Consider the following 18,691-nt stretch of genomic DNA (forward strand, 5'->3'; position numbering starts at 1 on the left):
GCTAACCCACGACGGACCCACAGGTGATGTTGATCGCGGACGCCGTGACGGCCCTCGCGCGGTCGGAGGCGGCGAAGGCGGCCACGTTCCCGACGTCCTCCAGGGAGGCCGCACGCCCGAGCATGGTCCGCCCGACGATGTCGTCGGTGATCGCCTGGGCGGCGGGGAAGCCCTCAGGAAGCGTCTCGGGTATCCCGCCCGTCTGCAGTGTGATCGCGCGGACGCCGTACGGCCCGAGCTCGCACGCCAGGCTCCGCCGCAGGGACTCGAGCGCGCCGAACGCGACCTGCAGCCCGCCGAGGCGGGGCACCGGATCCCCGTAGCCGCCGAAAAGGAGGATGACGCCTGACCGCTGCCTGATCATGTGGCGGGCGGCCGCCCTGGACGTCAGGAACATCGTCCTGACGGCGGTGAGGACCGGCCGCTCGAAGTCCTCGAGTGACATCTCGGCGAGCGGAACCCCCTGAACGTCGCCGTGCGAGATCAGGTTGAAGGAGATGTCGAGACTGCCCGCCTCCGCGGCGACCGCGTCGGCGTGCTCGTCGACCGCGCTCTCGTCCAGCGCGTCGACGCACGCCGTCTCGGCCAGCCCGCCCGCGGCGCGGATGTCCTTCGCGACCGCGTCCAGAGTCTCCGGTGTGCGCCCTGCGAGATGGACCCGCGCCCCCTCACGGGCGAACGCGCGAGCCACACTCGCTCCGACCGCGCCACCCGCTCCGTAGACGACCGCGTTCTTTCCCTCGAGCAACACGTCGAGTCTCCTGTCCGCGCGGCCGTACCGCGCCGTGGGGGTGGGTCTCCTCGCAGGGGCGGCGGACCGGCTCCGGCCCGCCGCCCCGCACGGAGCGCTTCAGTCGTTCTGCAGCCTCGCCAGCAACTCCTCCAGACGCTCGTCGGAGTCGCGGACGCCCCGCTCCATCCCGGAGGCGACCATCCCGTCACGGTCCTCGACCGACTGGAAGCTGGACACCGTACGCACCAGCGTCCTCCCGTCCTGCTCCTCAAGGGTGAGCTTCTCCAGGGCGACGTGGCCGGGGACACCCTCGAACTCGAAGGTCTGCACGGTGGCGTCCGGCGACGGGGTCCCATGGAAGACCCCGTGGAAGCCGTAGTCGTTGCCGTCGGCGTCCGTGCTGATGTAGCGCCACTTCCCACCGTCGCGCACGTCGAACTCCTCGATCTTCATGGTCAGGTCGCGCGGGCCCATCCACTGCACGAGCAGCTCCGGATCGGTGTAGGCGCGGAAGACCAGGTCGCGGGGCGCGTCGAACTCCCGCTCGATGATGATCTGCGAGGTGCCGGGCTCGGCGGTGATCTGCGTCTTAACCATCTTCGTTTCCCTTCGTGGGGACCGCCTCAGCGCGGTCGGTGCCGTTCTGCCGGTTGTTCTGCAGCGCTGCCAGCAGCTCGTCGAGCCGCTCGTGACTCTCGTCCCAGAACCGCTGGTAGCGAGCCAGCCAGGTGGTCACGTCGCGGAGCGGCTCGGCCTCCAGATGGCTGAGCCGAGCGGTCGCGCGCCGGCTGCGCGAGATCAGCCCCGCGGCCTCCAGCACCTTGAGGTGCCGCGAGATCGCGGGCTGTGTGACGTTGAACGGCTCCGCGAGCTCGGCCACGGTCGCGTCACCGTTCGTCAGCCGCGTCAAGATCGCGCGGCGGATGGGGTCCGCGAGCGCCTGAAAAACGAGACTGAGCTGGTCGGCCGCCATTCATAACCACCTTGTTTCAAAACGAGTAGGTTAAATATGCGACCGAGCGCCTCCCCCTGTCAAGGCCCTTACGGGGAAATGCCCACGGGAGGTGGCGAACCGGGGAGATGCCGAGATCACGCTCGGAATTGTGCGACACCGCTCACGCCCGGAGAGCGGTCATGCAGACGCCTGAAGAACTCGGTGATGCCGTCCTGACGCGCGGGCCGTCAGACCCTGACGAGGCGAACCGTCTTTCCGCAGAGTTTCCTCATGTCGTCCTCGTCGGACGTCAACACGACCACCGGCCTCACGGAGTGAAGAGCCGTGGCCGCCACGACCGCGTCGATGGCGTACTTATGGCCGTGGAGGCCACTGGCGCGGAGCAGTTCGAGCGCACGAAGAGAGACCTCTTCGGTCACCGGCTCGACCCGGAGCCTGGACAGATGCCATCGCAGCCGATCGCTCTTCACCCGACCATCGAATGCCTCGATGGGCGTCACGGCGCTGACGACGACCCGGAAATCATTGCTTTGAGCCTCCCGCATGATCGCCGTGACTCGCTGGTCGGCGGCACACCACCGGGAAAGGCCTTCGGAGTCGAGGACGACGGTGCCCGCACTCAGCTTGCTTCGTGCGCGTGCCATCCGCCGTCTCCCTGCAACTCGGGTGCGGACTTCACCTGGCGGAACAACTCCGCCGCCTCATCACGGAAGACCTGCGGGACCGGACCGTTCTCCGCCTCATTGGCCTGCAACGCCTCCTCCAGCAGATCGCGCTCGATCTGACGCTCAACGGCGGCATCCACGTAGGCGGAGAACCCGCGAGCTCCGACGCGCTCCTTGATGGCACGGATGTTGCCGGCCCGCAAAGAGACGCTGACCTTGGCGGCCGGGCCCTCCCCCGGAGCGAAGTCCTCTTCAGGCTCACCCATGCGGCGAGTTTACTACTTGAAGTAGCAATAAGGCCAGCGCCTACGCCGGACACGGCCGGGCGGCCTCGGACGTCCGAGGCCGCCCGGTCTCGCCGGTCTCGCCGGGATTCAGACGATCGTCGCCGTCGCGGGTGGGGCCGCCGTCACCTTCCCGGGCTTCCCGGGTGCCGGCTTCTTGAGCACCAGGGCGGTGAGGGCGATCCCGGCGGCCAGCAGTCCGGCCCCGATGACGAACGCCAGGTGGTAGCCGCCGGTGAGCGCCGACGCCGCCTGGGCGCCTTCGGCCGCCAGATGCTCCGTGCGAGACGCGGCCAGGGTGGACAGGGCCGCCACACCGAGCGCGGCGCCGATCTGCTGGGTGGTGTTGAACAGACCCGAGGTCACCCCGGCGTCCTCGGGCCTGGCTCCCGACATGCCCAGCGCGGTCAGCGCCGGCAACACCAGGCCGCCGCCACCGGTCAGCAACATCACGGGGAGCAGGTCCACGACGTACGTGCCGTCCACCGGCAGGCGGAGGAGCAGCAGGCGCGCCGCCAGCAACAACACCAGACCGCACAGCAGGATCGCGCGCTCGCCGAACCGGGAGATGAGGCGGGCCGAGACTCCGAGCGAGACCGCTCCGATGGCGAGAGCCGCCGGGAGCATCGCCAGGCCGGTGGCGGTCGCACCGTACTCGAGGACGCCCTGCATGTAGAGGGCGATGTGGATCTGGAAACTGAACAGGGCTCCCAGCACCAACATCTGGATCAGATTGGACCCCCAGACGTTGCGTGCGCGGAACACGCGAAGCGGCAGCAGTGGACGCGCCGCGGTGGCCTGGCGTGCGACGAATCCCGCGATCAGGGCCAGGGCGAGAGCGACCAGGCCGAGGGTCCGCCCCGACGCCCAGCCGTACTGCTCCGCCTGGACGATGGCGTAGACGCCGAGCATCACACCACTGGTGACCAGGGCCGCGCCGAGCGCGTCGGCGCCGTTGCCGAGGCCGAGCCCGCGATCGTCGTCCAGGAGGGGTACGGCCAGCAGCGCCGCGGCGACACCGATCGGCAGGTTGATGAGGAACACCCAGTGCCAGCCGAGCGCGTCGGTGAGCACTCCACCGAGGACCTGGCCGATCGAGGCGCCGACGGCTCCGGTGAAGGCGAACGCGCCGATCGCCCTGGCTCGCTCGCTCGGCTCGGTGAACAGCGTCACGATCATGCCGAGGCTCACCGCCGAGAACATCGCTCCCCCGACTCCCTGCAGGAACCGGGTCGCGATCAGCATCTCGGCGCTGCCTGCCAGCCCGCACAGCAGCGAGGCGACGACGAAGACCGCGAGGCCGGCGAGCAGCATGCGCTTGCGGCCGATCAGGTCGCCGAGCCGTCCGGCGAGGAGCAGCAGACCCCCGAAGGCGATCATGTACGCGTTGACGGTCCAGGTCAGGCTGGATGGGGAGAAGTGCAGGTCCTGCTGGATGGCCGGCAGCGCGACGGTGACGATGCTGCCGTCCAGGACGACCATGAGCATCCCGGCGCAGAGCACGATGAGGGCGAGCCAGCGAGACCGGGGTCCGGTGGCGAAAGCAGGGGGCATGTCGGTGACTCCTGTCGAATTGGCGACAAGAGAGACCGTAGCAGATAGGTTTGTAGTAGACGATCCTCTACAGACCTATTTCGCCCGCTGCCGCGCCCGGCGGATCGGCTGCGGATTGGCGTCAGGAACGGCCAGATGCCCTGCGACCAGCCGGTTCATGGCCCGGAGGAGGACCTCGCGTTCGTCTTCGGGAAGCGACGCCAGCGCCTCATGATGTACGCCGTCCACGATCTTCTGGCTCTGCTCGGCGACACGGGCGCCTTCATCGGTGACGGCGATGATCCGGGCCCGCCGGTCCGTGGTGGAGGGGCGGCGCTCGGCGAGACCGGCCTCCTCCAGCGCGTCGACCGTCACCACCATGGTGGTCTTGTCCATGTCGCCCAGCTCGGCGAGCTGGATCTGGGTCCGCTCCTCTTCCAGCGCGTGAACCAGCACGCAGTGCATACGCGCCGTGAGCCCGATCTCGGCGAGCGCCGCCGACATCCTGGTCCTCAGGACATGGCCGGTGTGGTCGAGCAGGAATGACAGGTCCGGTTGGGTCCGGCCAGGTGCCATGGCGGTCATGCCGGCAAGTCTAACAATTCGATCCGTGGCAGATTATCTGCCGATGAACATCTGAGATCGACGCCTGCCCGCACTCCCGTTCGGCGGACTGTCAGGGGAGGAGCAGGCCCCAGTAGACGGCCCAGGGGATGAACGCCAGGCCACCCGCGAGCAGCAGGCCGAGCCGTACCCGCTCTCCTCGCGGAACAGAACCGCGGGCACGCCGCCACGCCAGCGCGGTGCGGACCGTGGCGACCGCCGACACCGCCGCGAGCGCCTGCAGGACAAGCCAGATGACCGGACGCCCCGCCAGAACGGGACCGGTGGTGGCCAGCTTGCCGCCGCTCATCACCAGATAGAAGACGTAGGAGAACGATCCGAGCACCGCCGCGAACCCTCCGGCGCTGACGAGCCTGGCGGCCCTCGTCACCGGCGCCCGCGATCCACCGCGGAGGCGCCGCACCAGCGCGGTCAGCGGATAGGCGGCGAACGCCACCACGAACAGGATCAACATCGCGAGCTGGACCGGCGCCGACTCCCACCAGGCCGGGGGGATCACCGGGACGGTGAACGAGTCCTGCACGGGCTCACGCCCCGCCGGCCCGGCCGTGGGAGGCCTGCCGTTCGTGACGTCGGCCACCCAGGAGCCGACCATGTCGGCGTAGCCGGGAGCGAGTGCGGGCAGGCGGGTGACGCCGCCGTCCGGGGTCTGGTGGGCGGCGTGGTCGGCGTCGGGGATGAAGCGGAACGTGTAGTTCCCGTTGCCACCCTTCTGGAGTGCCCGGGCGAACACGGGTGGACTCTCCAGGGGCGGGGTCAGCAGGTCGTGAGTACCCCAGATGGCGAGCACCGGCTGGCGCACCGCCGCGATGGTCGGCTCCGGGTCGTAGTAGGGCTCGGGGAACATGCCGCCATCGGCGATGGCCCGGTACAGGTTGAGCTCCGTCCGGTCGACGAGCGACCCCGACACCCCGGCTTTACGCAGCCCCGCCGCCACGGCCCAGGTCTGCTGCCGGAGCGGAGGCAGGCCGTTGGCGCCCACGAGGACGACGAAGGCGACGTCCTTCGACCGCGACGCCGCGATCGGGGCCACCCAGCCGCCCTCGCTGAGCCCCCATATGCCGACCTTCGCCGGGTCCACGCCCGGCTGGGAGCGCAGCGCCGCCACCGCCCCGAGCGCGTCGTCGGCGAGTTGCGAGTACGACCGATGGAAGAGCGAGTAACCCACGGACCGCTTGTCGTAGATCAGCACGGACATGCCTCGGCGGGCGAACTCGACGGCCTCACCCATCAGTTTCGTCCGGGGCGTGCCCGTACCGGCTCCATGGATCAGGACGATGCCCGGCCTCGCGGGCTCCGCCGTGGCGGGCGAGAGGACCGAACCGTGGAAGGTGAGCCCTCCTTCTCCGCGGAAGGTCACCTCCACCGACCTCAGGTCAGGCGGTACGGCAGGCACCGGTTCTGCCGCGTCAGATCTTGCGGCCGCGTTCGCGGGGGCGGGGGCGACTGTCGCGTTCGCGGTGGCGGGGGCGGGGGCGACTGTCGCGTTCGCGGTGGCGGGGATGGCGGCCAGGCCCAGCGCGAGGGCCGCTGCCGGGAGAGAACGTCTGATGAGGTCCATATGCCGAAACTATTCTGCAGAGAGTTCTCGGCATAGATTTATCTGCAGATATCGTTCTGCAGGATTAGGGTGTTCATCATGAAGGATGACGAGTCGTTCATGCTCGACGATCCGGCGCGGCTCAAAGCGCTGGCGCACCCCATGCGGCGGCTCATGTTGCGCCACCTCAGCGTGCACGGCCCCGCGACGTCGACGACGCTCGGCGACCTGCTCGGCGCCAAGACGGGCACGACCAGCTACCACCTGCGGCAACTCGAGAAGTCCGGCTTCATCGAGGAGATCGCCGAACGTTCCCGCGGCCGGGAACGCTGGTGGCGCAGGACCGAGATGCCCAGAGACATGCGTCTGCCCACCCCGGACCGGCTCGCCCCCGAGGACCGTCCGCTGCTCACCGAGTTCCACCGGATCGGCATGGAGGAGGACCTCAAGCTTTTCGATCGCCTCCCCGAGATCTACGAGCGCGATCCCCGCTGGGTCAAGGCGTCTCGCGGTCTCGGCCGGATGACCATGCCTGAGTTCGAGGAGTTCTTCGAGGCCTACATGGCCCTGCTCATGAAGTACAGCCCCCGGACGGAGGACGCGACACCGGATGCCCGTCCCCTGTACGTCCGCCTCTTCGCCTTCCCCGCCGACGAGGACTGATCAGCGGCCCGCGGGACGATCGTCGCTGGGGATCTGGAGCGGGAGCCCTGGCTCCGCGCCGCCTGCCGTACGGGACCGATCAGTTGAGCAGCCCGCCGAGGACGTCCTGTGCGAGCCCCAGCGCGGTGGTCATGCCGACGCCGGAGGTGACCGAGACGACCCGGACACCGGGCCCGGCGGCCTCGATGAGGAAGTCGCGATCCGGCGACGAGGCGTAGACGCCCTGCCACCGCTCGCGGACGGTCAGCGGCCCGCAACCGAGCAGGGACGCGATCTGCCCCAGGATGGCCTGGTCGAGGGACTCGTAGGTGAAGGGATCGACCGTACGACCGTAGGTGTGGGTGTCCCCGATGGTCAGGTCGCCGTCGGGGCGCTGGGTGAACATGAGGTTCAGCCCGGCGGCCACCAGATCGGGGTGGCCGGCCGCGAGGCGTTCCTTGACCGCCGGCAGCGACGGGCACTCCTCGAAGCCCCCGTATCGCAGCAAGGAGAAGCCGCTGAGCACGGCAGGGTCGATGATCCGATCCCCGGGAGCCGCCACACGCAACATCTGCAGGGCGCACCGGACGACACCGGCCTCGTCGGCGAGACCGGGGAAATGGCGGTCCACGTCGTGCCCGACGGCCACGATGATGTGATCCGCCGAGACGTCGCCGCGGCTGGTCCGGACGAGACCCGGCTCGATCGCCAGGGCGGTCGTGGCCCACCGGAACCGGACGCCCTGGGTGCGCAGCCAGGCCGCGATCATGTGAACGGCCTCGCGGGGATCGACCCGGATGTCCAGCGGGAGCCACGCACCTCCGATGACGTCCGCACCGATCGGCAGGCGGGCCGCGACATCGTCCCGGTCGAGCATCTCCACCTGATCGCCGCGGGACTCGTGAAGCTCCTCCAGCACGGCCCGCTCGTCCTCGGCGCGGGCGACGACGACGGTCCCGCTCTCACGCAGCCAGAAGCCCGCCTCCTTCGCCAGCCGGATCCACGCGGAACGGGCCGCCATGGCGTACTCCAGAGCCTGGCCGCCCTGCGCGGTGAAACACCCGTGCCCGAAGTTCCGCACCGACGCTCCGACGGCCCGATCGTCGCGTTCGACCACCACCACCGAGAGACCGCGGCGTACGGCCTCCACGGCGTGCGCGAGGCCGACGATCCCGGCTCCGACGATGACCACGTCGGCGCTGTCGGAGGAACTGGCGAGCAGGGGTCCACTTGTCATGACAAGTAGCCTCGCTCAGGATCGAACAGGAGTCAACGCGCGGGTGACATCCGTTGAATCATGTTCTCTCAGGATTCATATTCGCTGATCACGTGAGGTGAAGTGCTTCTAGCGCCCACTTGTGCCGACGGGGACTGTCTGTATAGTCAAGTTCGTGGACGAGCCCCTCTACCAGCGCATCGCCGACGATCTGCGCCGCCGCATCGCCCGCGGCGACCTGCCCGTCGGATCCGCGCTGCCGTCCGAGTCGCAACTCTGCGAGCAGTGGGCGGCCTCGCGCGGGCCGGTGCGCCAGGCACTCAGCGCGCTGCGTGCCGAGGGGCTCATCGGCGGCGGCCGCGGCCGTTCGCCGGTCGTGCGGACGAGCCAGGTCCCGCAGCCGTTCGAGACCCTGTTGTCCTTCTCCCACTGGGCCCGCAGCCTGGGCCGCACACCCGGTCAGCGCACGCTGGAGATCGCGCGCAGGCCGGCACGCCAGGAGGTGGCCGACGCACTGGAGATCGACGAGGGCGATCCCATCGTCGACCTGGTACGGCTACGCCTGCTGGACGGGCGGCCCACGATGATCGAGCGGACGACCTTCGTGGAATCCGTGGGGCGTCTGCTCTTCGACTTCGCCTTCGATCCGGACTCCCGCTCGATCTACGCGTACCTGGCGGACCAGGGAGTCGATCTCAGCGTCGCCCGGCACGTGTTCGACGCGGTCGCCGCCGACCCGACGGACGCCTCGCTTCTCGAGGTCCCCGAGGGCGCACCCCTGCTGCGGGAACGGCGGCGTGCCGGCAGCGCGTCCGGAGAGCCGTTCGAGTACTCCGACGACCGCTACCGACCGGACATCGTCACCTTCACCATCGAGAACGCCGAGCAGGCGCATCCCTCCGTCGGACGCGCCTGGCGGCCGACCCCCGCCGACAGCACTCAGACACACCCCAAGTGAGGAACTCATGCCCATCGAACTGATGGTCCTGGACATGGCCGGTACGACGATCGAGGAATATGGCGCCGTCTACGAGGCACTGGCCGAATCCGTGACCGCGGCGGGCGGGAAGCCGTCGGAGGCGGACATCCAGCGCTGGATGGGCGCAGGCAAGCGCGAGGCGATCCAGCATCTGCTCGAAGAACACCTCGGCCACGAAGTCGAGGAGGCGACGGTCGACGCCGCGTTCGCCGACTTCCGCGCCCGTCTCGACAAGGCCTACCGTGACCGGCCGGCCGTGCCGCTGCCCGGCGTTCCCGAGGCGCTCGCCCGCATCCGCGCGGCCGGCGTGAAGGTGGCGCTGACGACCGGGTTCGACCGCGAGGTCACCGAATCTCTGCTGAACACCCTCGGCTGGGACGACGAGGTGGTCGACGCGGTGGTGTGCGTGGACGACGTCCCGGCCGGCCGGCCGGCTCCCTACATGATCTTCCGCGCGATGGAGGCCACCGGCGTTCACGACGTCGCACGAGTCCTCGTCGCAGGAGACACCATCCGCGACCTGCAGGCCGGGACCAACGCCGGCGCCGGATTCGTCGTCGGCGTCCTCACGGGAAAGCTGGACGCCACCGGTCTGGGCGCCGAGCGGCACACTCACCTGCTGCCCGGTGTAGCGGACCTGCCCACCCTGCTGACGTCCTGACCCGATCGGCGGCCCTGCCGGCCGGAAGACCGGCCGTCATCGGTAGGGGTCGGCTATCTCACGGAGACGGGTGAGAGCGCGGCGAAGATGGGCGGCGTCCCGCCTGCCGAGGTGTCGTGTCCACTCGGCTTCGACTTCGGCCTCGGCCATCCTCGCGACGGCGACGCCGGCCTCGCCGCGGGCGGCGATCCGCACCAGCCGGGCGCGGGCGTCGGTGGGGTCGGGCACCCGTTCCACGTATCCGGCCCGCTCAAGCTGGTCCACGAGGAAGGTGGCCGTCTGCTTGCTGATCCGGGCCTGCTCGGCCAGGTCGGTCACTCGTGTGCCGTTCGGGCCGATCCGCTGGAACACCCGGCTCTGCGCGAGGGTGATGTCGTCGAAGCCCGCCTCGGCCAGGGCGTCCATGACCCTGCCCTCCATCGCGCGGTAGGGGAAGAAGCAGAGCAGGCCGAGGTTCGGCTGGTCCTCCGGCGCGTCCTCGTCCACCCGTCCTCCTTGACAATAGACAGATTATCGAACCAATATGGTTCCATCATCGTACCAGTCTGCGCTGGGAGCCGGGATGGACCGCGACGAGGTGTGGCAGGCGATCGACCACGAGCGGGCAAGCCTCGCGGACCTTTTCGACGACCTGTCCGAGCAGGAGTGGGCGACGGCGTCCCTGTGCGCCGGCTGGCGGGTGCGCGACGTCGCGGCCCACCTGACACTCGCCCAGACGGGTGTGCTGACGGCGGCCTGTTGGCTGCTGATGGCCCGGGGGAACCTGAACCGCATGATTCATGACAGCGCCGTACGGCAGGCCGAGTCGCCGGTCCGGCACTACGGCGCCCGGCTGCGCGGCATGGCGGGCTCACGGAGGAAGGCCCCCGGGATCACCGACTTCGAGCCGCTCATCGACGTCCTCGTTCACGGCCAGGACATCGCGGTCCCGCTCGGACGGGATCGGCCCATGCCGGTGCGGGCCGGGGCGGCGGCCGCGACCCGCGTCTGGACGATGGGACGGCCCTTCCACGCGCAGCGGAGGCTGACCGGGTTCGAGTTCGTGGCCACCGACTGCTCCTGGTCCGCGGGCCAGGGCCATCGAGTCGAAGGCACGATCTCCACGATCCTGCTGTTGCTGACCTGCCGAGACGTCGCGCTGTCCCAACTGTCCGGCCGTGGAATCGCCGAACTACGGGCCCGCCTCAGCCCTCCGCCCACAGGAGTCAGGGCGTAGTCGGCAGGCCCTCGTCCCCCTGCCGCTCAGGCGAGACCAACGCGTCGATCAGCGAACGGGCCGTGACCCTGAGGCGCTGAGCGTCCTGGTAGACGCGTTCCATGACGACGGTCCCCCGGGTCATGGTGATCAGGACCCGCGCCGCCTCCGCCGGAGGGATGGTGAGCCGTGAGCGCGCCTCGTCCGTGGACAGTCTCTGCTCCAGCAGACGCTCCATGTCGTCGAGCAGGCCGCGGAGCGCGGCGCGGATGCGCTCACCGTCAGCCTTCGTGTCGATCGCCGTCTTCGTCGTCAGGCATCCGCGGGTGGGGGCTCCCGTGATCATGGATGTGATCGTGAAGTCGAAGAAGTCGCGGAGAGCCTGATCGACGCTCGGATGGGCGAGCGCTCCGGCGGCCTCGGCCAGGAACTCATCGGCGTAGTCCGCGAAGACACGCAGGAACAGCGCCTCCTTGTCGCCGTAGGCGTTGTAGAGCGACCCGCGCAGGACGCCGGAAGCAGTCGCGAGATCCTGCATCGAGGTCGCGCCGTAGCCCTTGAGCCAGAACACGTCCCGGGCGCTCTGCAGAGCGCGCCTCTCATCAAACTGACGTTGTCCGACCATGTGGCGACCCTAAGCATGTTTGACAGCCCTGTCAATCTATGCAAGCCTGTCAAACATGACAAGGGTGTCAAACATGATGTTTCGACACCCTTCGCCCGAATGGCGGTGCCGAGTGAGCCCATGGGCCACCGGCCTCGCCCGGCGGAGACGGCCAATGGCAGAGCGATCTTGGCGCCTCCTCGATCGCGAAAGGTTCTTCCGATGAACAGCCCTCACCTTGATCTACATGCACGCCGCACCCTCATCACCGGTGCGGGCAGCGGGATCGGCCGGGCACTCGCTCTGGAACTGGCGTCCCGCCACGGCGTGCTCGCCTTGGCCGGCCGACGCCCCGGACCTCTGGCCGAGACCGCGGCGCTGGTCGCCGAGCGTGGCGGCACCGCCCACACGATCACCGTCGACCTCACCGCCGACGGGGAGCCCGAACGTGTGATCGCGGAGACCGTCACCGCCCTCGGCGGCCTCGACATCCTCGTCAACAACGCGGGAAACGTACGGGCCGGCGCGCTCGACGACATCGACGCGTCCGACATACACGCCATGATCAAGCTCAATCTGGTCGCCCCCATACTCGCGGCCAAGGCGGCGCTGCCGCACCTGCGCGCCGCGGGCACCCGGCACGGACACGCCGCCCTGGTCGGCATCGCCTCGGCCTCCGCCCTGGTCGGCCTTCCCTACTACGCCACCTACGCGGCGACCAAGGCCGGTCTCACCCGATTCGACGAAGCACTGCGCCGCGAACTGATCGGCAGCGGCGTCCACGTCGCCACGGTCTACCCCGGCCCGGTCGACACGCCGATGATGGCCTCGTCCCAGGCCGGCCCGGACCTGGGGTACGGACTCCGTCCCGTCGACGAGGTGGTCGCCGAAATCGTGGCCGGCCTGGAGTCCCGTCACATCGACATCGACACGCAACTGCCCGAACGCCGCGCGTTGCAGGAGCTCAACACTCGGGATCCGCTCGCCGTCGACGCCGCCATCGCGCCGAGGCTCGCCGAACGCCGGGCCGCCGTCAGCACCCACCGCAGCATCTGACTTCACGGGAGCCGGCGAAATGACGAAACGCTCGAGCGTCGACCTGGTGCACGAGTTCTGGGAGCAGGTCTGGCAGCCGCCGCACAATTACGATGCCATCGACGATCTCACCGTCGAGGACTTCGTCCTCATCTCCGGCGGCACGCGGATCGAGTCCCGTGAGGCCTTCAAGCAGTGGGCGCGGGAGTTCGGTTCCAAGATCGACGATATGCGCTTCGACGTCGTCGAGTCCTTCGAGAACCACGACGGCTCGCGCGTGGCCTCGATGTGGCGGATCACCGGCCGGAACAACGGCGTTTTCGGTACGGACCCCGGCGGCGAACCCATCGAGATGACCGGCACGGCGATCTGGGCCGTCCGCGAGGACGGCAAACTCCTGTCCAACCGGGTCGAGCGCAACGCGTACGAGGTCTTCCTGAGCCTCACCGGGGGCCGGTGAGGCTGGATCACGACGTCGTGCGGGCGAACCCTCCTGCCCGCCCGTCGCCTGGCCCGCCGTGACCTCGGCGAGCCCTTCCAGGAGGCCGTCGAGCACCTTGGAGAAGAACGCGCCGACTTCCAGCGCGCCCATCACCTTTATGCGTCAATCGCCGCTATGTGTCCATCGACCCGAAAAATAGAATGCGCGCCGAATATCGCACCGGATACCGTCTGATCTTGTACCTCCCGGTGCGCAGGCAACGGTTACTTCGCTCTCTCAAAGCGGCAACGCGGGTTCGAATCCCGTCGCCGGCTTCGGGCCGGTGTCGTCCAGTGGCCTAGGACTCCTTCGACCGCCGCCGCTCTGACCTCGGGTGGGACACAACTTAACAGCACCTCCCCGGTGCGAAGGTCCCGGCTACTTCTCTCCAAAAGAACCCGTCCGGTACCACCTCTGATCTCGGGGAGACACAACTTCATATGCACCTCCCGGTGCGATTGGCAGCAGTTACTTCATTGGTCGAACACCTTCGGGTGGCGGGTTTCGATACCCGCACACTGCCGCCGACCTTTGATCTCGGGAGGAGAAACAAATTCAGAATGTGCCCGGTGCGCAGGTGACGGTTACTTCGATAGGGGATCGAGCGGTCGCAGGTTCGAGTCCTGCCCGGCCGACGTATTCGGCCGGTAGCTCAGCTGGACAGAGCACTTGGCATCCGTCGCCGATCTCGATCTCGGGCACGACCTCTGAACGCGGGCTCCTCCCACACAGGAAGGGGCCCGTTCCCATGTCGAAGTTCAACACGACCGCCGCACGCCCGGCCACCACGAGCCCGGTCACGACCGAGGCCACCCCCGGCATCCGCACTCACGAGGGCGCGCCCGGGTACATCCGCGACGCGAAGGGCGAGCTCTTCCTCCTCGCGGTCTCCAACATGGTCGGCGAGAACACCTTCTACGAGAAGGCCGGTGACCGCGACGTGCGCTTCCGCGCGCTCGTCCACCAGGTCGCCGTCGAGGACCTCGACTGGATGGCCCGCTTCCTCCCGTGGTTGCGCGGCGAGGCCGACATGCGGTCCGCGCCCCTCGTCGCCGCGCTCGAGGCGGTCAGGGCCCGTCTCGCGGCCGGCCTGCACGGCGGAAACCGTGACCTGGTCGCGTCCGTCTTACAGCGCGCCGACGAGCCTGGCGAGGCTCTCGCCTACTGGACGTCCCGGTACGGCCGGGCGATCCCGAAGCCGGTCAAGCGCGGCGTGGCCGACGCCGTCCAGCGTCTGTACACCGAGCGGTCGCTGGCCAAATACGACAGCGGGACCAGCGGTTTCCGCTTCGGCGACGTGATCGACCTCGTCCACCCCACGCCGGCCCACGACAAGCCCACGCAGGGCGACCTGTTCACGCACGCGCTCGACCGGCGCCACGGCCGGGACAAGCCGATTCCGGAGTCGCTGGGGATGTTGCGCCGGCGCGCCGAGTTGCTGGCGCTGCCCGTGTCGGAGCGGCGCACGGTCATGGCCGCCGACCCCGGGCGGCTGCGTTCCGCGGGCATGACATGGGAGGCGCTCGCCGGATGGTCGCAGGGCCCGATGGACGCGCAGGCCTGGTCGACGGTGATCCCGTCGATGGGCTACATGGCGCTGCTGCGGAACCTGCGGAACTTCGACGAGGCGGGCATCGGCGACGAGGTCGCCGGGCAGATCCTGGCCAAGCTCGCCGACCCGGAGGAGGTCGCCCGGTCCCGGCAGCTGCCGTTCCGGTTCTACTCGGCGTACCGCAACGCGCCGTCGCTGCGGTGGGGCCACGCGCTGGACAAGGCGCTGACGCTCGCCACCGGGAACGTGCCGTCCTTCGAGGGCCGGACTCTGGTCCTGGTGGACACCTCGGCGTCGATGTCGGCCGGGGCCGTCTCGGCGCGGTCGACGGTCACGCCGGTCCAGGCGGCCGCGCTGTTCGGCGTGACGCTCGCGGCACGCGGCGACCAGGTCGACCTCGTCGGCTTCGCCGACGGGACGTTCCGACACGAGATCCGGTCCGGGGCCTCGGTGCTGCGCGAGGTCGAGCGGTTCTGCGGCCGCATCGGCGAGGTCGGCCACGGCACACGGATCGCCGACTCGCTGCGCCGCTCGTGGAAGGGCCATGACCGGGTGGTGATCCTGTCGGACATGCAGACCGTGACCGGCCACTACGCGGGCGGCGTCACCGACGCGGTGCCGGCGACCGTGCCTCTGTACGGCTTCAACCTGCAGGGGTACCGTGCGGCGGCGATGCCGACGGGTCAGGGGAACCGTCACGAGTTCGGCGGGTTCTCCGACGCGTCGTTCAGGCTGATCCCGCTGCTCGAGGCGGGCAGGTCGGCCGACTGGCCGTACTGACCGGGAACGCCTCGCGCCTCCTCTCTCAAGAGGCGGCGCGGGGCGTTCGCGCGGCGGGGGCTCAACGGCCCCGCCCGGGGTCAGGCTCCGTACGACCGTGCCTGCTCCAGGGTCCAGGGCTCACTGTGACTGTCGACGTACCAGTCGTACTCGTCGCTGACGAGGCCGGCCACCATCGTCAGATCGGGGGCGTCATCGGGGGCGCGCAGATGTGCCGGTGGCGGGTAGTAGCAGTCGCCCAGCAGCGCGACGGCCGAATCGGGCACGAGCACGATGGTCGAGTCGGGCGCGTGTGCGCCTCCGACGTGGCGCAGGCGCACACCGGTGGGAAGGACCAGCTCATCGGTGAAGGTGCACTGTGGCGGCAGGATGGTGAAACCGTCCCAGGTCTCCATGGCCAGCGCGCGGGCGCGGAAGCTCGGCCCCAGGAGCGGATTCGCACGGACCTCGTCGCGCAGATAGCGGTGGCTCCACGGCCGGGCCGCCTCGCGCTGGAGGATCTCCTGTCCGGCGATATGGCCGATGATCTCCACGTCGGGCCAGGCGCACGCACCCCAGACGTGGTCCCAATGGTGATGCGTGTAGACCAGCCACCGGGCGGCCGGCAACCCCGCCGCATCCATGGCGGACTGGATCTCACGGGCGTGTGCGGGGCTGTGGCCCGCATCGACGATCACGCTGCCCGCATCGTCGGCGACGATGGCGACACTGCCTCGAATGTTGTCTGAATCGGGGTCGCCGGGAACGAGCCAGACCCGTCCCGCGAGTGGCCGTACGCTGATGGTGTCGATGACCGTGGAACCTTCGGCTCGAGGTCGGAGGGACCGTGCTGAGCCTGAATCCTATGTCGGCGCCGCCTGACGCGGATCGCCCTGACACGACGCGGCCATCGGCCTCGATGTCAGCCGAGGCGCCGAGGAATCCCCTTGCGCGGCGGCGCGGTCGGCGGTTAACCGTTCGACAGGGACTTGGCGACCGGACACCATCTACACGGTGACACGAACCGATACACCGCCGACCTGGGACGAGCGCGCCTCGCTCACCACCTTCCTCTCCTACGTCCGGGACACCGCACGCATGAAATGCGACGGCGTCTCGCCGGAGGACGCGCGCAGGGCTCCGCTGCCGGGCTCACCCTTGATGACCTTGTGCGGACTCGTCAACCACCTCCGCTGGGTCGAGTACTACTGGTTCGAGGTGATGTTCCTCGGCGCGGAGGACGAAGGACCGTGGACGGAGGAAGATCCCGACCGGGAGATGCGCATCGCGGTCGACATCCCTCTCGCGGATCTGCTCGCGGAGTACGAGGCCCAGAGCGCCCGCTATCGGCAACTTGTGATCGAACACGACCTCGATGCACCGGCCAAGCGTCCGATCGGGGACGGCCGGCATCCGAATCTGCGCTGGATCCTCCTCCATCTGATCGAAGAGATCGCACGGCACAACGGACATCTCGACGTCGTACGGGAACTGGTCGACGGCACCACCGGCGTCTAGCCGCGGCCGCGTCTCCCGCCGAAACCTCGCGGACGCGTAACCGACAGGTTACGCTTCAGGGGTGGATGAGGTGGCGGCGGCGATCGCCGACCCGGTACGGCGAGAGATCCTGCTGATGCTCCGGGAGGGGCGACTCTCCGCAGGAGAGATCGCCGGGCGCTTCGCGGTCAGCAGGCCCGCCGTGAGCAGGCATCTGCGCGTGCTCAGGGAGAGCGGGCTGGTTCACGACGAGCTCGTTGGCCGGCGACGGTTCTACGTGCTCGACACCGGGCGGCTCACCGAGCTCGCCGAGTGGCTCGCGCTGTTCACCCGTACCTCCGGTTGGGAACACCACCTCGACGCACTCGAGACAGAGGTCTATCGAACCCGCCGCGAACGCCGGGAGCGCGGCGTCGCGGACGGAGGAAGGGAGAACACCGCATGAGTCTCACGCCCGCTGGTCGGCTGCTTCGCACCGCCGCCGGAAACGATCTGATCCTGAGCCGCACGTTCCGCGCGCCCGCCGAGGATGTGTGGGCCAGTCTCACCGAACCCGACCGCACCGCCCGCTGGTTCGGCCCCTGGGAGGGCGAGGCCGCGCCAGGCCGGACGATCAAGGTGCAGATGACGTATGAGGAGCAGGCGCCGTGGTGTGAGATGCGGATCGACGCCTGCGAACCACCGCGGCGGCTGGCCCTGTCGGCGACCGACGAGTTCGGGGCCTGGAAAGTGGAGTTGTCGTTGTCCGAGGCGGACGGTGTGACCGAACTGCGGTTCGTGCACCACCTCGTCGGGGAGGACGGCATCGGCGAGATCGGCCCCGGCTGGGAGTACTACCTCGACATGCTCGTGGCCGCGCGCGAAGGCTCGCCCCAGCCCGACTTCACGGACTACTACCCCTCGATGAAGGACTACTTCGAGGCGTTGTCCGCAGGCTGACCTCCGGCCAGGATCTCGGCGAATTCGACCGGATGGGCCAGGTGCGGGAAATGGCCGCTGTCCGGGAGGACGGTGATGGCGACCTCGGGCAGGACCGACTCCAGCCAACGCCGGTACGCCGGAGCCGGTTCGTCCCCGGTCACGTGGTGGTACGCGATGCCGCGTGAACGGATGGTCTCCAGATCACGCGTCCGGCGTTCGCCGAGGTCTTCTGCGGGCGTGACCATGACCTCGTGCCAGTAGCCGAGGAGGAGGTCCTGCCGCGGGGTCGTCGCCGTACGGACGAGTTCCTGCGCGGCCGGTGGCAGCAGTTCGATGTGCATCCTTGAGAGCATGGAGTCCCAGACCTCCTCATAGGCCGGGCTCCGCAGCACCGGCTCAGCTCGGCGCAACACCTCCCCGAAGCCGCCCACCAGCAACGGCTGATCCACATTGACGACGCCCCTGGCCGGGTACGTCGCGGCGTAGATCGTCGCCAGCACCCCGCCGAGTGAGTGTCCTACGACGATCGGCGCGTCGAGTCCGGCGTCGGTCACCGCCTGATGCAGGACCGCGACGACCTCGTCGAGAGGGTAGGAGTCGCGCCGCGCCGAGTCCCCGTGCCCGGGCAGGTCGAAGGCCAGCACCCGCCGGTCCGGGTCGACGGTCGCCAACGCGTCCAGGGCCGGCCCCCACTGACGCCGGTCATAGGAGAGACCGTGCAGGAAGACCAGTGGCGGCCGATCGTCGGCTGTGCCGCGGCTGTCGGCGGCAAGATCACCGAAGTAGAGCCGATGCGTGTCACGCATGTCCGTCTC

At 69.2% G+C, this 18,691-nt stretch carries 23 protein-coding genes and 1 tRNA gene; 11 read left to right on the plus strand and 13 right to left on the minus strand.

The features are described from left to right. Position 1 precedes the first annotated feature (1 nt). The 8 genes from Pmi06nite_RS20005 to Pmi06nite_RS20040 all read right to left on the minus strand — a co-directional run bounded on the left by Pmi06nite_RS20005 (position 2) and on the right by Pmi06nite_RS20040 (position 6,355). A complete protein-coding gene (locus tag Pmi06nite_RS20005; protein WP_203954580.1) occupies positions 2-751 on the minus strand; it encodes an SDR family NAD(P)-dependent oxidoreductase in 750 nt (249 codons plus the stop codon). Positions 752-850: 99 nt separating this feature from the next. Beyond that, positions 851-1,330 carry an SRPBCC family protein gene (locus Pmi06nite_RS20010; RefSeq protein WP_203954581.1) on the minus strand — a complete coding sequence of 160 codons (480 nt, stop codon included), beginning with the start codon at positions 1,328-1,330 and terminating at the stop codon, positions 851-853. After that, entirely contained in the window at positions 1,323-1,706 is a 384-nt protein-coding gene (locus Pmi06nite_RS20015) for an ArsR/SmtB family transcription factor (protein ID WP_203954582.1), read from the minus strand. The genes Pmi06nite_RS20010 and Pmi06nite_RS20015 overlap by 8 nt, the downstream gene beginning before the upstream one ends. Before the next feature lie 209 nt (positions 1,707-1,915). Further along, the gene (locus Pmi06nite_RS20020; RefSeq protein ID WP_203954583.1) at positions 1,916-2,332 is read right to left on the minus strand and encodes a PIN domain-containing protein; all 417 of its coding nucleotides are present in this window, start codon (positions 2,330-2,332) and stop codon (positions 1,916-1,918) included. Continuing rightward, the gene (locus Pmi06nite_RS20025; protein ID WP_203954584.1) at positions 2,308-2,619 is read right to left on the minus strand and encodes a hypothetical protein; all 312 of its coding nucleotides are present in this window, start codon (positions 2,617-2,619) and stop codon (positions 2,308-2,310) included. The genes Pmi06nite_RS20020 and Pmi06nite_RS20025 overlap by 25 nt, the downstream gene beginning before the upstream one ends. 108 nt (positions 2,620-2,727) lie before the next feature. Next, positions 2,728-4,191: an MFS transporter gene (locus Pmi06nite_RS20030; RefSeq protein ID WP_203954585.1), complete on the minus strand. Its 1,464-nt coding sequence runs from the start codon at positions 4,189-4,191 to the stop codon at positions 2,728-2,730. A 75-nt stretch (positions 4,192-4,266) separates the two neighbouring features. Further along, positions 4,267-4,755, minus strand: coding sequence for a MarR family winged helix-turn-helix transcriptional regulator (locus Pmi06nite_RS20035; RefSeq protein WP_203954586.1), 489 nt, complete (start codon positions 4,753-4,755; stop codon positions 4,267-4,269). A 91-nt stretch (positions 4,756-4,846) separates the two neighbouring features. Beyond that, positions 4,847-6,355, minus strand: coding sequence for an alpha/beta hydrolase family protein (locus tag Pmi06nite_RS20040; RefSeq protein ID WP_203954587.1), 1,509 nt, complete (start codon positions 6,353-6,355; stop codon positions 4,847-4,849). A 78-nt stretch (positions 6,356-6,433) separates the two neighbouring features. Between Pmi06nite_RS20040 and Pmi06nite_RS20045 the strand changes: the two genes are divergently transcribed. Beyond that, positions 6,434-6,997 carry an ArsR/SmtB family transcription factor gene (locus Pmi06nite_RS20045; protein ID WP_203954588.1) on the plus strand — a complete coding sequence of 188 codons (564 nt, stop codon included), beginning with the start codon at positions 6,434-6,436 and terminating at the stop codon, positions 6,995-6,997. A gap of 79 nt (positions 6,998-7,076) precedes the next feature. On the opposite strand, the gene Pmi06nite_RS20050 is transcribed toward Pmi06nite_RS20045, so the two are convergent. Beyond that, positions 7,077-8,213, minus strand: coding sequence for a TIGR03364 family FAD-dependent oxidoreductase (locus Pmi06nite_RS20050; RefSeq protein WP_203954589.1), 1,137 nt, complete (start codon positions 8,211-8,213; stop codon positions 7,077-7,079). A gap of 154 nt (positions 8,214-8,367) precedes the next feature. Between Pmi06nite_RS20050 and Pmi06nite_RS20055 the strand changes: the two genes are divergently transcribed. Both Pmi06nite_RS20055 and Pmi06nite_RS20060 read left to right on the plus strand, forming a co-directional pair. Beyond that, on the plus strand, positions 8,368-9,150 hold the full coding sequence (locus Pmi06nite_RS20055) for a GntR family transcriptional regulator (protein ID WP_203954590.1): 783 nt from the start codon (positions 8,368-8,370) through the stop codon (positions 9,148-9,150). A 7-nt stretch (positions 9,151-9,157) separates the two neighbouring features. After that, positions 9,158-9,832 (plus strand): phosphonatase-like hydrolase, encoded by a 675-nt coding sequence (locus Pmi06nite_RS20060; protein ID WP_203954591.1) that lies wholly within the window; start codon positions 9,158-9,160, stop codon positions 9,830-9,832. Between the two features lie 36 nt (positions 9,833-9,868). Here Pmi06nite_RS20060 and Pmi06nite_RS20065 read toward each other — a convergent pair whose 3' ends face one another. Further along, complete coding sequence (locus Pmi06nite_RS20065) at positions 9,869-10,318, minus strand: MarR family winged helix-turn-helix transcriptional regulator (RefSeq protein WP_239114049.1); 450 nt, start codon at positions 10,316-10,318, stop codon at positions 9,869-9,871. A gap of 76 nt (positions 10,319-10,394) precedes the next feature. Here Pmi06nite_RS20065 and Pmi06nite_RS20070 point away from each other — a divergent pair, with 76 nt between their 5' ends. Then, on the plus strand, positions 10,395-11,048 hold the full coding sequence (locus Pmi06nite_RS20070; RefSeq protein ID WP_203954592.1) for a maleylpyruvate isomerase family mycothiol-dependent enzyme: 654 nt from the start codon (positions 10,395-10,397) through the stop codon (positions 11,046-11,048). Here the strand turns inward: Pmi06nite_RS20070 and Pmi06nite_RS20075 are convergent. Beyond that, positions 11,038-11,652 (minus strand): TetR/AcrR family transcriptional regulator, encoded by a 615-nt coding sequence (locus tag Pmi06nite_RS20075; RefSeq protein ID WP_203954593.1) that lies wholly within the window; start codon positions 11,650-11,652, stop codon positions 11,038-11,040. The two genes, Pmi06nite_RS20070 and Pmi06nite_RS20075, sit on opposite strands and share 11 nt — an antisense overlap. A 201-nt stretch (positions 11,653-11,853) precedes the next feature. On the opposite strand from Pmi06nite_RS20075, the gene Pmi06nite_RS20080 reads away from it, so the two are divergent. From Pmi06nite_RS20080 to Pmi06nite_RS20095, 4 genes are all read left to right on the plus strand, one after another. After that, positions 11,854-12,687, plus strand: coding sequence for an SDR family NAD(P)-dependent oxidoreductase (locus Pmi06nite_RS20080; RefSeq protein ID WP_203954594.1), 834 nt, complete (start codon positions 11,854-11,856; stop codon positions 12,685-12,687). Positions 12,688-12,706: 19 nt separating this feature from the next. Further along, positions 12,707-13,126, plus strand: coding sequence for an ester cyclase (locus tag Pmi06nite_RS20085; protein WP_203954595.1), 420 nt, complete (start codon positions 12,707-12,709; stop codon positions 13,124-13,126). Positions 13,127-13,353: 227 nt separating this feature from the next. Then, a tRNA-Glu gene (locus Pmi06nite_RS20090) sits at positions 13,354-13,422 on the plus strand. Positions 13,423-13,895: 473 nt separating this feature from the next. Then, positions 13,896-15,479 (plus strand): TROVE domain-containing protein, encoded by a 1,584-nt coding sequence (locus tag Pmi06nite_RS20095; RefSeq protein ID WP_203954596.1) that lies wholly within the window; start codon positions 13,896-13,898, stop codon positions 15,477-15,479. A gap of 80 nt (positions 15,480-15,559) precedes the next feature. Here Pmi06nite_RS20095 and Pmi06nite_RS20100 read toward each other — a convergent pair whose 3' ends face one another. Further along, positions 15,560-16,270, minus strand: coding sequence for an MBL fold metallo-hydrolase (locus tag Pmi06nite_RS20100; protein ID WP_308442520.1), 711 nt, complete (start codon positions 16,268-16,270; stop codon positions 15,560-15,562). A gap of 202 nt (positions 16,271-16,472) precedes the next feature. Between Pmi06nite_RS20100 and Pmi06nite_RS20105 the strand changes: the two genes are divergently transcribed. From Pmi06nite_RS20105 to Pmi06nite_RS20115, 3 genes are all read left to right on the plus strand, one after another. Next, entirely contained in the window at positions 16,473-16,976 is a 504-nt protein-coding gene (locus Pmi06nite_RS20105; RefSeq protein ID WP_203954598.1) for a DinB family protein, read from the plus strand. Between the two features lie 61 nt (positions 16,977-17,037). Beyond that, positions 17,038-17,400: a metalloregulator ArsR/SmtB family transcription factor gene (locus Pmi06nite_RS20110; protein ID WP_203954599.1), complete on the plus strand. Its 363-nt coding sequence runs from the start codon at positions 17,038-17,040 to the stop codon at positions 17,398-17,400. Then, positions 17,397-17,894 (plus strand): SRPBCC family protein, encoded by a 498-nt coding sequence (locus Pmi06nite_RS20115; RefSeq protein WP_203954600.1) that lies wholly within the window; start codon positions 17,397-17,399, stop codon positions 17,892-17,894. Before Pmi06nite_RS20110 ends, Pmi06nite_RS20115 begins: the two co-directional genes overlap by 4 nt. Here Pmi06nite_RS20115 and Pmi06nite_RS20120 read toward each other — a convergent pair. After that, positions 17,867-18,682 carry an alpha/beta fold hydrolase gene (locus Pmi06nite_RS20120; protein WP_203954601.1) on the minus strand — a complete coding sequence of 272 codons (816 nt, stop codon included), beginning with the start codon at positions 18,680-18,682 and terminating at the stop codon, positions 17,867-17,869. The two genes, Pmi06nite_RS20115 and Pmi06nite_RS20120, sit on opposite strands and share 28 nt — an antisense overlap. Positions 18,683-18,691: the final 9 nt, after the last annotated feature.

Origin of the sequence: Planotetraspora mira (genome assembly GCF_016863275.1) — a bacterium.
Taxonomy (GTDB): domain Bacteria; phylum Actinomycetota; class Actinomycetes; order Streptosporangiales; family Streptosporangiaceae; genus Planotetraspora; species Planotetraspora mira.